Raw genomic sequence first — 13,616 nt, 5'->3', positions numbered from 1 at the left:
AGTAAGCGGACCAGTAAGCGTCAATTCTTGTAGAGCGAGCTCGACAGATAACTTTGCCGCAATTCACGGAACGCGACCGAGAGTATCGCGCTCACGGGCAGCGCGAGCAGCACACCAAAAAAGCCGAACAGCTGGCCGAACGCGAGCAGCGCGAAGATTACCGCGAGCGGATGCAGGCCGATACGCTCGCCGACGAGCCGCGGCGTGAGGAAGAAGCTCTCGAGTATCTGCCCGATGCCGTAGATCACCGCGACGGCGCCGAAGCCGTACCAGTTGCCGAACTGCAGCAACGCGGCGAGCAGTGCGAGGCCGAGGCCCGTCGCGAAGCCGAGATACGGGATGAAGACCGCGAGCCCCGTGAAAATGCCCACGGGCAGCGCGATCTCGAACCCGGCGATATACAGCGTGATCGCATAGAACACGGCGAGCACGCCCATCACGAGCAACTGGCCGCGCAGGTATTGCGACAGCATGTGATCCATATCGCGCGCGAGGTGAATCGTCTTCGCGAAGAAGCGGCGCGGGATGAAGCCACGCACGCGCGCGAGCATCGCGTTCCAGTCGTACAGCAGGTAGAACAGCACGAGCGGCACCATCACCACGTTGCCGACCACCGTGATCATGACGTTCGAGCTGGTGCGGATCGAGGTCCACGCGTACAGTGCGACCGTCTGCGCGCTGCCTTCGAGCTGGCCCATCACCATGTCGCGGATGCTGGCGAAATCGAGCGAGTCGCTCACGCCCAGCAGGGCGAGCTTCGGCGTAAGCCAGCCATGCAGGTGCGAGAAGAACACTGGCACCTGCTGCTTGAGCTGCGGCACTTCCTTCTGGATGACGCCCAGCACGAGCAGCACCAGCAGCGTGACGATCGCGACGAAGAACAGGATCATCAGTGTCGCGGCGAGGCCGCGCGGCACGCGGCGGCGCGTCATCCACGCGACGCCTGGCTGCAGGATATAGGCGAGGATCGCGCCGAGCAGGAACGGCGTGAGCACGGGGCTCAACAGCCAGAGCAGAATGCCCACGGCAAGCGCAATGGCAAGCCAGATAAAGGCGCGGCGCTGGTACGGCGTGAGGATCGGACTGTTTTGCTGCAAAGTGGGTTTCCCAGGTGTCGTGTCGGCGTCTCAAATTCCAGCCGTGCGGCCGGCATCGGGTAAAATCGCATTTTACCGACCTTCGAGCACTCCCCCCATGAATCAACCGAAATCCGCCCCGAATTCCCCTGATTCGACCCAAGGTTTGTCGTATCGCGACGCGGGCGTGGACATCGACGCGGGCGACGCCCTTGTCGATGCGATCAAGCCCTTTGCCAAGAAGACGCTGCGTGAAGGCGTGCTGGGCGGCATTGGCGGTTTCGGTGCGCTGTTCGAGGTGCCGAAGCGTTACAAGGAGCCGGTGCTCGTGTCGGGCACGGACGGCGTCGGCACGAAGCTGCGGCTGGCATTCCAGCTGAACCGTCACGACACGGTTGGCCAGGATCTGGTGGCGATGAGCGTCAACGACATTCTGGTGCAGGGCGCCGAGCCGCTGTTTTTCCTCGATTACTTCGCGTGCGGCAAGCTGGACGTCGGCACGGCGGCGACGGTGGTCAAGGGCATTGCGCAGGGTTGCGAGCTGGCCGGTTGCGCGCTGATCGGCGGCGAAACGGCTGAAATGCCGGGCATGTACCCGGACGGCGAGTACGATCTGGCGGGCTTTGCGGTCGGCGCGGTGGAGAAGAGCAAGATTATCGACGGCAGCAAGATCGTGCCGGGCGACGTCGTGCTGGGTCTGGCGTCGAGCGGGATTCACTCGAACGGGTATTCGCTGGTGCGCAAGATCATCGAGCGCGCGCAGCCTGATCTGAACGCCGATTTCGACGGCCGGACGCTGGCCGAAGCGCTGATGGCGCCGACGCATATCTACGTGAAGCCGTTGCTGGCGCTGATGCAGCAGCTCGAAGTGAAGGGCATGGCGCACATCACGGGCGGCGGGCTGGTCGAGAATATTCCGCGGGTTTTGCGTGATGGCCTGACGGCGGAGCTGGATCATCGTGCGTGGCCGCTGCCGCCGCTGTTTGCATGGCTGCAGAAGCATGGCGGTGTCGCCGATGCCGAGATGCATCGCGTGTTCAATTGCGGGATTGGGATGGCCGTGATCGTGTCGGCTGCTGATGCCGATGCTGCTACGGGTCTTCTTTCTGCCGCTGGCGAGCAGGTCTGGAAGATTGGGGTTGTTCGTGAGAGCGCTGAGGGTGAAGCGCAAACCGTAGTGGTTTGATTTTTTTGCCCTTCGGGCGATTGGGGTTTCTGGAAGCCGTCTGACTTTTGGGTTGGGCGGCTTTTGTTTTTTGTCTTGCGACGCGCTGGTGCGGTGTGCCTGCTTTTTCGCTGGCATCCGCGGTTTGTTATCGGTTCTTCACGCGTCGCCCCTGTGCGGGGCGGCACCTACTTTTCTTTGCCGCGGCAAAGAAAAGTAGGCAAAAGAAAGCCGCTGAACACCGCCAGTTCTTGTTCCTGCCTGAGGGCCCGCAACGGTTCCTCCGCTTCACACGGCAACCTGGCTTTCACTGCCCGTTGCCAACGCTCCTATTGAGCGCATCACCCGCTTCACACTCCCGCGTCGCCACACGCGCGACCAAATCTCCCACGTTCTATAGCGGCAAACTGTGTGTAGGCTGTCGCGGCGTACGCGCTCCACTCCGGACTGAAAAGCGGGATCGGTGTCGTAAGAGCGCTGACGTGTGGAGCACTACGACCTACACACAGTTTGCCACCTGGGCGGCGGTAACCATTCGTTGCGGCTGGCTGCGCTACGGGTGATTGAAGTGGGTTAGGCGCTTTGCCGAAGCGTTGGCAACGGGCATTGAATGGCAGAACGCCGTTTGAAGTGGAGGAACTGTTGGGGGCCCTCAGGCGGAGGTCAAGCACGGGCGGTGTTAGCCCGCTTTCTTTGCTTACTTTCTTTGCGGCGGCAAAGAAAGTAAGTGCCGCCCCGCACAGGGGCAACGCTTGAAGCACCAGTAACAAAACGCGGATGCCAGCAAAAACACAAGCAAACCACACAAAGCGTCGCAAACAACAAACTCAACCCACAACCCGTTGAACAGCCCGCACGGCGAGTGCAGTAGCATCCCCATCACAGCAATCAACAACAACCCGCTCCGGCATGGCGCGCAGCCATGTCAACTGTCGCTTGCACAATTGCCGCGTCGCGAAGACGCCCTTATCCCGCATGGTGTCGTAATCGGTCTCGCCGTCGAGGTATTCCCAGGCCTGGCGGTAGCCAACACACCGCATCGACGGCAATCCAGGATGCAGATCACCTCGCGCACGCAGCCGCTTCACTTCATCGATAAACCCATGCGCGAGCATCGCATCGAACCTTGCCGCGATTCGCGCATGCAACACGCTGCGATCAGAAGGCTCGAGTGCAATCGGCACAAACCGATAAAGCCGGGAAACGTCATCATCGCGAGCAGGCGCGGCGAGCAGCGCCGACATAGCCTGCCCCGTCAGCATGAAAACTTCGAGCGCGCGTTGAATCCGCTGCGAATCGTTCGGGGCAAGGCGCGCCGCCGTCACAGGATCAATAGAAGCAAGCCGCGCATGCAACGCCGGCCAGCCTTCGCGCGCAGCGTCGGCATCGAGCGTCGCGCGCACGTCGGGATCGGCGGCAGGCAGGTCGTTCAGTCCCTGCGTCAACGCCTTGTAGTACAGCATCGTGCCGCCCACCAGCAACGGCACATTGCCGCGCGCAATGATCTCGCCGACAAGGCGCAGCGCATCCGCACGAAAATCCGCGGCGGAGTAGGCGTCGGCAGGATCGACGATATCGATCAGATGATGCGGCGCAATCGCGCGTTCTTCCGCCGTCGGCTTCGCCGTGCCGATATCCATCTCGCGATAAACAAGCGCCGAATCCACACTCACGATCTCGACAGGCGCGCGCGCAGCGAACGCCAGCGCCGCCGCGGTTTTGCCGGAGGCGGTCGGGCCGAGCAGGCAGGCGATGGGTGTCGGTGGCGATGCGTGCTGCGTCATGACAGGCGTGAGTGGAAAGACGGAACGGCCGAGCTCACTGTCCGCGCATGAACAGACGATCGAGATCGGCAAGCGTCAACTGATACCACGTCGGACGCCCGTGATTGCATTGATCCGCGCGCTCCGTCGCTTCCATTTGACGCAGCAGCGCGTTCATCTCGTCGAGCGTCAGACGCCGGTTCGCGCGCACGGCATGATGGCAGGCAAGCGTGCCCAGCAGTTCATGCTGCCGTTCGGTCAGCACGCGCGAGCCGCCGTACGAATGCAGATCGGACAGCACCGCACGCGCCAGTGCCTGCAAATCGGCATCCTTCAGCAGCGCGGGGACGGCGCGAATCGCGATGCTCGTCGGCGACAGCACCGCGAGATCGAAACCGAGCGACTCGAGTGTCTCGCGCTCTTCTTCGACGACGCCGATTTCGACGCCACCGGCCGGCATCGACACGGGAATCAGCAACGGCTGCACCGCGATCGTGCGGTCGGCGAGCGCGTTCTTGAACTGCTCGTACAGAATGCGCTCGTGCGCCGCGTGCATGTCGACGATCACGAGACCGCGCGCGTTCTGCGCAAGCACGTAGATGCCGTGAATCTGGCCGAGTGCGAAGCCGAGCGGCTGTTCGTCATGCGCGTCGAAACTTTGCGGTACGCCCGGCGCTTGAGCCGCGAAACCTGTCGGGCCTGCAAAGCCCGCGAAAGGCGCCGACGCATCGTCGCCGGTCGTGTCCGCTGCATCGCGCAGTTCGAACGACGTCGTGCCTTGCGACGTGCCCGCGCCCGTATCCTTGCGGCCGAACAGCGCATCGTAGAGCGCAAGCGGCTGCGCGACGGGCAGCGAGCCTTGCTTCATGCTCGCCTGGCGCAGCCACGTGTTGCCCGGTTGCGAGCTGCCGCCGTCGCTGACCCTGAAGCCGCCGCCCAGCGGCGTCGATCCAAAAGAAGCAGGCGTCGCAACAGGCATCGGCTCGATGCGCGCGGAATGCCCGCCCGACGTCGTTTCCGGCGATGCCCCCGCATGCCGCGCGAGGGCACGCTGCACTGCATGGAACACGAACTGGTGAATCGAGCGCGAATCGCGAAAGCGCACTTCGATCTTCGACGGATGCACGTTCACATCGACGGCCTCGGGCGGCAGGTCGAGAAACAGCACATACGACGGATAGCGGTCGCCGTGCAGCACGTCCTCGTACGCGGCGCGCACGGCGTGCGTGAGCAGCTTGTCGCGCACGAAGCGGCCGTTGACGAAGAAATACTGCTGATCGGCGCGGCCGCGGCTCGCCGTCGGCAGACCGGCGCAGCCGTAGACGGCCAGCGGTCCCGCCGATTCGTCGAGGGGCAGATGCGCAGTCGCAAACGTCTCGCCGAGAATCTTCGCGACGCGCGCAGCGGGATCGGTCGCGTTCCAGTGCTCGACGGCACGCCCGTTATGGAGCACCGAAATTGCGACATCGGGCCGAGCCAGCGCCGCGCGTCGGATCATCTCCAGGCAATGGCCGAGTTCCGTCTGCTCGCTCTTCAGAAATTTGCGGCGCGCGGGCGTGTTGAAGTACAGCTCGCGCACTTCGATCGTCGTGCCGCGCGTGCCGGCCGCGGGCGACAGCGCGCCCGTCTGCGCGTCGATGCGCGTTGCGTGCGAAGCGTTCTCAGTGCGGCTCGTGATGTGCATGTCCGACACTGACGCAATCGACGCCAGCGCCTCGCCGCGGAACCCGAGCGTTGCAACGGCCTCCAGCTCGGCGAGCGAGCGGATCTTGCTGGTCGCGTGGCGCATCAGCGCAAGCGCAAGCTCGTTTTCGGGAATGCCGCAGCCGTCGTCGGTAATCGAAATGCGTTTGACGCCGCCTTCGTCGAGCAAGATGCGCAGCGTCTTCGCGCCAGCATCGAGCGCGTTCTCGAGCAGTTCCTTCACCACGGAAGCCGGCCGCTCGACCACTTCGCCAGCGGCAATCTGGCTGATCAGCTGATCGGGCAGGGCCTGGATCGCGCGCAACGGGCGCGGCGTGAGGGCGATGTCGGCCGGACTCGCGTCGCCGCTGGACATTGGCGGCGCGGCGTGTGCGTCGGCAGGCGCTTCGGCCTGCACCTCGGCGCGCGTTTCGGAAGATTCTGGGATCGCGGACATGGCGAAATTATAGCGATTCGTCGCAGATCGTCTGAACGTGCACATTACGAGCGACATTTTTTAAAGTCGTCATGGCACTTTCGGTATCATGGCGCGGTCAATTTCCTGCCTCGTACACGTTTCGTCACGACTGTGACGCCAGCGAGGCGCGTCATCGGGACGGAACACCGTCCCCATCATCGCCAGCCATCTGCTTTTAAAAGGACGACCTTTGGACACGCTGCTGCAATTCGTCAATCTTGTCCTGCATATCGACAAGTTTCTGGGAGTCTTCATCCACCAGTACGGCGCGTGGGTCTACGCGGTGCTGTTCCTTATCGTGTTCTGCGAGACGGGCCTCGTCGTGCTGCCGTTCCTGCCGGGCGACTCGCTGCTGTTCATCGGCGGCGCGTTCTGCGCAACGGGCGAAATGAACATCGAGCTGCTGATCGTGCTGCTGCTGGTCGCGGCGATCCTCGGCAATACGGTGAACTATATGATCGGCCGCGCAATCGGACCCAAGGTGTTCAACTCGCACATACCGGTTCTGGAAAAATTCCTCGATCGCGAGGCGCTGCGCAAGACCCACAACTTCTATGAGCGTCACGGCGGCAAGACGATCGTGCTCGCGCGTTTCATTCCTGTCGTGCGGACTTTTGCGCCGTTCGTTGCGGGTGCATCGCAGATGAGCGTCAAGCGCTTCCAGCTCTTCAACGTCGCGGGCGCGCTGTTCTGGGTGCTGCTGCTCACGTTGCTCGGATACTTCTTCGGCAATATCCCGTTTATCCGCCAGTATCTGAATGTGATCGTGCTGGTCGGTATCGGCGCGGCCATCGTGCCCGTCGCACTCGGCGCGCTGTGGAAACTCATGCGCGGCAAGCGTCAGCCGGCGGGCTCGGCCGGCAACAACACGGGACATTGATTCAACGAAGTGGCAGGCATCTGCATCCGCCGATGCCTGCACATAATCGCGTGAAGAACGCTATGGCGCCACGCGCCGCACGACAGGCGTTTCCGGTGTCGGATAGCCCGCTTCGCGGAATGTCTCGATGATCGCGCGGTTCGTGTCGAAGTACACCTGCCAGTAGTTGTCGTTGTGCGTATAAGGCCGCACGCACAGCAGCGGACCTTCCGGCGTGAACGACAATACTTCGATATCGGGCGGCGGCGTTTCTGACACGTTAGGGATCTTCGTCACGGCCGCCCGCAGCCGGTTCGCGGCATCGATCGGATCGACGCCGTTCGCTACCTTCGCCGTCAGTTCCACACGCCGCACGGGCTGCGCGCTGAAGTTGGAAATGATGCCCGAAAAGATCGTGTTGTTGCCGACGATGGTCAGCACGTTGTCGGGCGTCACGATTGTCGTGCCGAACAGGCCGAGCTCCTGCACCGTACCCGTCACGCCGCCCGCCGTCACGAAATCTCCCACCTTGAACGGCCGCAACACCTGCATGAAGATGCCCGCCGCGAAATGCGCGAGCAGGCCGCCCCACGCAGTGCCGATGGCAAGGCCGAGGCCCGCGAGCAACGCGGCGAACGACGTGGTCTGCACGCCGAACACCTGCAGGATCGCGAGTATCAGGATCAGGTTCAGCAGCGCGCCGAGGATCGAGCCGAGGTAATGCGCGAGTGTCGGATCGACCTTGCTGTTGCGCGCGAGCACCTTGCGCAACAGGCCGATGACGAGCCCGATTATCCATCGCCCGACGATCCACAGGACGATCGCCCCAAGTACCTTGGTCCCGAAGTCGATGCCCCGGGTCATCAGAAAGACGCGTACGGCTTCGATATCCACGTTTCCCTCGCTTGAGTCGGTTGCGTATGACTGACTGCGTGCATGCGACGACACGGTGGACGCGAGGCGGACCAGCAGAGCGGACGCCGCGTCCATCGCATGTGCTACACACGACGTTGTTATCCGTACGGCGAACGGCTTGAGCGGGCAGGTTGCCCGAGATGCGAGAACGGACGGCGCAGTTGCCGCCGCTTGCAATCATCGACTGTTATAGGCGATGGCGCGGCCGTCAGCAAGACATATTCCCGGCGCGCGCGGACAGGATCAGTTGACGGAAGCCGACGTGCCCGACGCGCGGATGACGGCGCGGGCTTCGGCGCGCCCGGCTTCCTTGCGGCTGCGCATGCGCGACAGCAGGACGGCGATGCCGGATGCGCTCAGGTAAGCCGCCATGCGCGGAACGAAAGCGTCCGTGGTGCTGAACTTGCCGTAACGCGCCTGCGAGTCGGCGAATACCAGAAAGGTCAATGCGGCATCGAATATCAGCGCGATTGCGACGAACACCACGAACACGCGATAACCGTTCACTTTCGCGTCGTCGGGTCTCATCCAGTTGATCGCGCAACAAGCCGCCAGCAGCGCGGCGAGGATGACCAGATTCGAAATCAGATCGAGCAGGAAATTGATCATGACGGTCAGATGAAAGCGTTCTTCGTTGGATGCCCGCTCGCATCGTGACGTCGAGGTCACGGCAGTGGCACGGCGGCGCGATCATTGCACGTCTTTTCATCTCGATAAATGCAAATATCGGGACTCCAGAGCAAGCCGTTGGTGGCGCACGACACGACAATTATTTGCAACTGTTTCGGACGCCAAATGTAAAAAAGGGTCTCCGGTTGCCCGGAGACCCTTTTCATCTTTGGCGCTAGCGGCGAATGTTCAGCCGCTGCCGTCATACGCGGAAGCCGCGTTATTTATTGCTGGGCGACGATGCAGCGGGCGCGAAGTCTTCCGCATCGACGTCGTAGCCCGACGGTTCCCAGCGGATCGCAAGCAGCGCGATGAGGCCGCACAGCGGCGCGGCGGCGATGATCCAGAACACGCGCGTGTGCAGCGCGGCGGCGAGCACGGGGAACAGGAACAGCGAAACGGTCGAGCTCGCGCGCATCAGCGTCTGGTTGAAGCCGACGCCAACCCCGCGCAGTGAAGTCGGATAGCTCAGCGAAGCGAACGTCATGCTGTGCGAGCCCGGCCCGAAGCCCTGGCCGAACAGGAACAGCGCGAGCATCGCGATGGCGATAGCGACCTGTGCGCCGCCCGCCGGCTTGCCGACGACAGCGAGTCCGACCAGCGCGACCAGCTGGCACGCGTAGCCGAGCACCGTCATGTTCCATGCGCCGAACTTCGGCACCGTGCGCACGGCGATGACGCCGCCGACGAACGCGAACGCCAGATTGAGCACGAGCGACGCGAGGATCGTCGTGAGCATCGACTGGGCGAGGAAGCTCGAAATAATGACCGGCAAGCCGAATGCGACCGCGTTATACGCGAACGACGACGCAATCGCGATGACGGTCGCGAGCACCGTGCGCTTCAGATAGACGCCCTTGAGCAGCGTGCCGTAGTTCTTCCACGATGCCGCGCGCACGTGGTTCTGCTTCGCGTTGGCGGCGGCGTCGGGCGCGACATCGGCGTCGATGCCATAGGAACGCTTGAGAATCTGCGCAGCGCCCTTCAGATCGCCTTGATTCGCGGCCCACACGGGCGACTCACTGATATAGCGGCTGCGAATCAGGATGATGACGATCGCGGGCACGGCGCCGAAGCCCAGAATCAGACGCCACAGCAGAGGCTGATGGCTTTCGGGCAAAGTGGAGTAGAACGCGAGCACGAGCAGATACGACACGCTGATGGCCGCATACCAGACAGGGCACCACATCGCGACGCGCGCGGCCTTGTTGCCCTTGCCCTGCAGCCGCGAGAACTCGGCCAGAAACGCCATCGCGACAGGCAGATCGATACCGACGCCCAGCCCCATCACGAAGCGCGCGCCGCCGAGCACCCATGCGTTCGGCGCGAACGCGCAGGCGAGTGCCGCGATCACGAAGAAGAACATGTCGGCCATGAACACGCGATAGCGGCCGATGCGGTCGGTCAGAAAGCCGCCCAGAAACGCCCCGACGATCGCGCCGAACGTGATCGCCGAAGCGACGAAGCCGGTGCCCGCGGGCGTCAGCGAGAATTCGCGTGCAACGTCTTTCAGGCCGAAGGCGAGGGCGCCGAGGTCGTACGCATCGAGAAACACGCCGCCAAGCGCAATCGCGACGACGATACGCGCATCGCTGCCGATGGCGGCGCCCTGGTTGACGAGTGCCGAGACGTCGGCGGCGGAACGGATGACAGGCTTGCCAGGCGCGCGGGACGAAGCCTGCGCGACGCCTGCTTCGGGCGCGAGAACGGTGGACATGCGGCGAGAGCGCGCAAAAACGCGCAAAAGGGCGAATCGTACTGGCGCCCATTTGCCTCCACCAACGTTATTTTTGTTATTAGCTCATGCCTTCGTTCATGCAGGGTGCATCGTCCCAATTATCGGAACACGGGCCACGCAAAGCGTCGAACTCAGCCCTTCGCCATGCTGTGCCGATGCGCCGCCCGATAGTCGGTGGGCGAGATCGACAGGCGTTTGCGGAAGATCTTCGCGAGCCCGTCGCCGCTGCGCACGCCGCAGCGGCGCGCAATGCCGTCGATCGACATGTCGGTTTCCGCCAGTAGCAGGCAGCTCGCGTCGAGCCGCGCGCGCAGCAGGTATTCCGACGGCGTGAGCCCGACTTGCGCCTTGAAGCGCCGCAGGAAATTGCGCTCGCTCATCTTCGCGACTTCGGCGGCTTCCGCGACCGAGATATGGCGCGTGTAGTTCTCACGTATCCAGTGCGCGGCGGTGGTGATCTTGCGGGTGATGCCCTTTTTCTCGTCGTCGTCGAGAATCGCGTCGAGGCGCCGCGACGCGCCCGACAGCGCGCGCTCCGACACGATTCTCGCGATGGGCGTGCCGTGATCGCGCTTGATGACCGTGAGCGCGGCCGCAATCGAGCGCACGGGTGCGTCGACATCGATCGATGCGCCGGGCTCGATCTGCCAGTGCGTTTCGTTCGCGACGGGGGCGACGGGCGTGCCTGCATCGTCGGTAGAGCCCGGCATGCTGCGCCAGCCGCGCCGCTCGAACGCGAGGTCGGCGGCGGCAAGCACGCCCAGACCTTCGTCCAGCGCCTTGACCACGCGGATTTTCGGCGCGACCGCGCGCAGCCGGCGGATAAGTCGCTCATTCGCCTTCGCGCGCGACGCGCCCGGACCGCCGACGATGAACAGCGTATCGAAGCCGTTCAGCAGCGGTCCATTGAGGCTTTCCGTCCACACGCGCAGCGCACAGCTGCTCACGACGCTGCCGCCCATTTCGGACAGCATCACGATCGAATACGAGGGTTCGATGTTCGAACCTTCGGGGCCGGATTGATCGGCCTGTGCTTCATTGGCGAGTCGGAATGCGTCTGCGAGCAGACAAACGTCGCTTAGCGGAAATCGTTCAAAAACGAGAATTCCAATACGTTTGACCATGTGCCCGACATTGACGACTGCGCTCGACGAGGTTGAATCCATCCACCGACTCACCGCGTGCTCATATCGCATCGTCTGTCTCCAGTGCCGAGGACGGCGAAAGAATGAAGGTCTGCGTGCTTTGGGTCCATCATAGGCCTACGTATTCCCGCTCTGAACGTTTGAGTCGGAAAAGACAGAGAAGTTGGCAGATCGGCTCGATATTCGCGGAATACGCTGGCGTATCGATGCTTATCAATCAACTCAAAGAGGCGAGAGCATGCTCAGCATACGCAAGGCGGTGTTCCCCGTGGCCGGTCTCGGCACCCGATTCCTCCCCGCGACGAAGGCCAGCCCGAAAGAAATGCTGCCCGTGGTGGACAAACCGCTGATCCAGTACGCGGTCGAGGAGGCCATCGCGGCGGGCATCACCGAGATGATCTTCGTCACCGGGCGCAGCAAGCGTGCGATCGAAGACCATTTCGACAAGTCGTATGAAGTCGAGTGCGAACTGCTCGCACGCGGCAAGCTCGCGCTGCTGGAACTCGTGCAGAACATCTTGCCGAGTCATGTCGAATGCTGCTACGTGCGCCAGTCGGAGCCGCTCGGGCTCGGCCACGCGGTGCTCTGCGCGGAAAAGCTGGTCGGCGACGAGCCATTCGCCGTGATGCTCGCCGACGACCTGCTCGACGGCGAGCCGCCCGTGCTGTCGCAAATGGTGAGTCTCTTCAATCACTATCACTGCTCGATTGTCGGTGTCGAGGAGATCGAGAAGCATGAATCGCGTTCGTATGGCGTGATCGACGGCAAGCGCTGGGACGACCGGCTCTTCAAGATGTCGGGTATCGTCGAAAAGCCGGCGCCGGAAGCCGCGCCGTCGAATCTCGGCGTGGTCGGCCGTTACGTGCTGATGCCCGCGATCTTCGACCGTCTGCGCCGCCAGCAGGCCGGCGCGGGCGGCGAGATTCAGCTGACGGATGCGATCCAGGCGCTGCTTGGCAGCGAACAGGCGCTCGCCTACCAATATCGCGGCAAGCGTTTCGATTGCGGCAGCAAGCTCGGCTATCTGAAGGCGACGGTGGAATTCGCGCTGCGCCATCCCGAGGTCAAGGATGCATTCGACGCGTATCTTAAAGACCGCATGCAAGGCGCGCACGGCGAAGGCGCGCAGGAAGAACTGGCGGAGCTGTTGAGCCGGGTCTGATCGCCGGATAGCGCAAGCGGCGCGGCGGAACGATCCGCCGCGCCGTTTTTATTTGTGCGGATACAGCCCGTGCGTCAGCGGAAATACGCCTTGGTGTTCTCGTGCACGTCGTCGCGAGCGAGCAGCGCTTCGGGCGTGAGCCACACATAACGGCTGTGCTGGTCGAAGCGGCCCACGGAAGCCGTGTTCTCGAGCGTCAGGAAATAGGCGATCACGACGTAATGCGTGGTGATCGCATCCGCGCCAGCGAAGTTGTCCTTATAAAGGTGTTCGAACAGGCCGCCAAAGCGCGCAGCGGAGCGTTCCATGCCGGCAATGCCGAGTTCCGCGTCGACGATGCGCGTGAACGCCGCATCGAGTCGCTCATTCTTGCAGATGCGCCCACCGGGCACGAACCAGGTGCCGAGCGCCGGCCGATTTCGTCGATGTCCGACCAGCACGCGCCCCGCGTAATCGGACACGATCAGGTCGATGGACACGAGCGGTGTCATCTTCACGACCTGAAGAAAATCGCCTGCTTCGAGAAAATCGGCACACGTGGCGGCCATGTCTCTCTCTCGTCATGTAGTCTTGGTTTAGTGGATAAAAAAGCGGGGTGTATTACAGCGCCGCGTCACGTGCGTGTTCCGGCCGCGGCGTGCCGGTTTATTGATGATCGTGGTCGCTGGAAAAAAGCCTCGACGTGGTGCCGAACAGAACGGCGATGGCGACGGCAACTCCCGCGCACAGGAAGAGCGCAGCGGCCAGCACTGCGACCACCACCACCATGATCCATCCCAAACCCGTCATTCAACCGCTCCGTCGTCGTGCCCCCGCGAGCAGGCGCTACGTTGCCAGCGCACGCCGCGAGGCATGCGGCATTGCAGAGAGTCTAGACGCAGCAATAATGCGCGGTTCTGTCGTCTGACGCCTAAATGCCGTCTCGTATGGCCATTCGCAGCGCGGCGGTGTGCGCGTGGCCGA

General features: G+C 63.0%; 12 protein-coding genes. 3 read left to right on the top strand and 9 right to left on the bottom strand.

Going from position 1 to position 13,616, the window contains the following annotated elements:
• Positions 1–20: 20 nt before the first annotated feature.
• Positions 21–1,097: an AI-2E family transporter gene (locus G3O01_RS36580; RefSeq protein ID WP_205811886.1), complete on the bottom strand. Its 1,077-nt coding sequence runs from the start codon at positions 1,095–1,097 to the stop codon at positions 21–23.
• A 97-nt stretch (positions 1,098–1,194) separates the two neighbouring features.
• Between G3O01_RS36580 and purM the strand changes: the two genes are divergently transcribed.
• Positions 1,195–2,262: a phosphoribosylformylglycinamidine cyclo-ligase gene (gene purM, locus G3O01_RS36575; protein WP_205811885.1), complete on the top strand. Its 1,068-nt coding sequence runs from the start codon at positions 1,195–1,197 to the stop codon at positions 2,260–2,262.
• An 806-nt stretch (positions 2,263–3,068) separates the two neighbouring features.
• Here the strand turns inward: purM and miaA are convergent.
• Entirely contained in the window at positions 3,069–4,025 is a 957-nt protein-coding gene (gene miaA, locus G3O01_RS36570; protein WP_205811884.1) for a tRNA (adenosine(37)-N6)-dimethylallyltransferase MiaA, read from the bottom strand.
• 34 nt (positions 4,026–4,059) lie between these two features.
• Positions 4,060–6,063, bottom strand: coding sequence for a DNA mismatch repair endonuclease MutL (mutL, locus tag G3O01_RS36565; RefSeq protein WP_205811933.1), 2,004 nt, complete (start codon positions 6,061–6,063; stop codon positions 4,060–4,062).
• Between the two features lie 292 nt (positions 6,064–6,355).
• Between mutL and G3O01_RS36560 the strand changes: the two genes are divergently transcribed.
• Positions 6,356–7,045, top strand: a complete 690-nt coding sequence (locus G3O01_RS36560; RefSeq protein WP_205811883.1) for a DedA family protein — start codon at positions 6,356–6,358, stop codon at positions 7,043–7,045.
• Positions 7,046–7,105: 60 nt separating this feature from the next.
• Here G3O01_RS36560 and G3O01_RS36555 read toward each other — a convergent pair whose 3' ends face one another.
• From G3O01_RS36555 to G3O01_RS36540, 4 genes are all read right to left on the bottom strand, one after another.
• Positions 7,106–7,918, bottom strand: a complete 813-nt coding sequence (locus G3O01_RS36555; RefSeq protein ID WP_205811882.1) for a mechanosensitive ion channel family protein — start codon at positions 7,916–7,918, stop codon at positions 7,106–7,108.
• Positions 7,919–8,182: 264 nt separating this feature from the next.
• Entirely contained in the window at positions 8,183–8,608 is a 426-nt protein-coding gene (locus G3O01_RS36550; protein WP_346779250.1) for a hypothetical protein, read from the bottom strand.
• Between the two features lie 220 nt (positions 8,609–8,828).
• The gene (locus G3O01_RS36545; RefSeq protein ID WP_205811881.1) at positions 8,829–10,325 is read right to left on the bottom strand and encodes an MFS transporter; all 1,497 of its coding nucleotides are present in this window, start codon (positions 10,323–10,325) and stop codon (positions 8,829–8,831) included.
• A gap of 152 nt (positions 10,326–10,477) precedes the next feature.
• On the bottom strand, positions 10,478–11,512 hold the full coding sequence (locus G3O01_RS36540) for a helix-turn-helix domain-containing protein (protein ID WP_241024591.1): 1,035 nt from the start codon (positions 11,510–11,512) through the stop codon (positions 10,478–10,480).
• A 217-nt stretch (positions 11,513–11,729) separates the two neighbouring features.
• On the opposite strand from G3O01_RS36540, the gene galU reads away from it, so the two are divergent.
• Positions 11,730–12,653: a UTP--glucose-1-phosphate uridylyltransferase GalU gene (gene galU, locus G3O01_RS36535; RefSeq protein WP_205811879.1), complete on the top strand. Its 924-nt coding sequence runs from the start codon at positions 11,730–11,732 to the stop codon at positions 12,651–12,653.
• 74 nt (positions 12,654–12,727) lie between these two features.
• On the opposite strand, the gene G3O01_RS36530 is transcribed toward galU, so the two are convergent.
• Both G3O01_RS36530 and G3O01_RS36525 read right to left on the bottom strand, forming a co-directional pair.
• Positions 12,728–13,201 carry a GDP-mannose mannosyl hydrolase gene (locus tag G3O01_RS36530; protein WP_205811878.1) on the bottom strand — a complete coding sequence of 158 codons (474 nt, stop codon included), beginning with the start codon at positions 13,199–13,201 and terminating at the stop codon, positions 12,728–12,730.
• 97 nt (positions 13,202–13,298) lie between these two features.
• A complete protein-coding gene (locus tag G3O01_RS36525) occupies positions 13,299–13,442 on the bottom strand; it encodes a hypothetical protein (protein ID WP_205811877.1) in 144 nt (47 codons plus the stop codon).
• Between the last annotated feature and the right edge of the window lie 174 nt (positions 13,443–13,616).

It is taken from the genome of Burkholderia sp. Ac-20365, assembly GCF_017104715.1.
Classification (GTDB): Bacteria; Pseudomonadota; Gammaproteobacteria; order Burkholderiales; family Burkholderiaceae; genus Paraburkholderia.
This window is presented reverse-complemented; position numbering and strand designations above follow the sequence as displayed.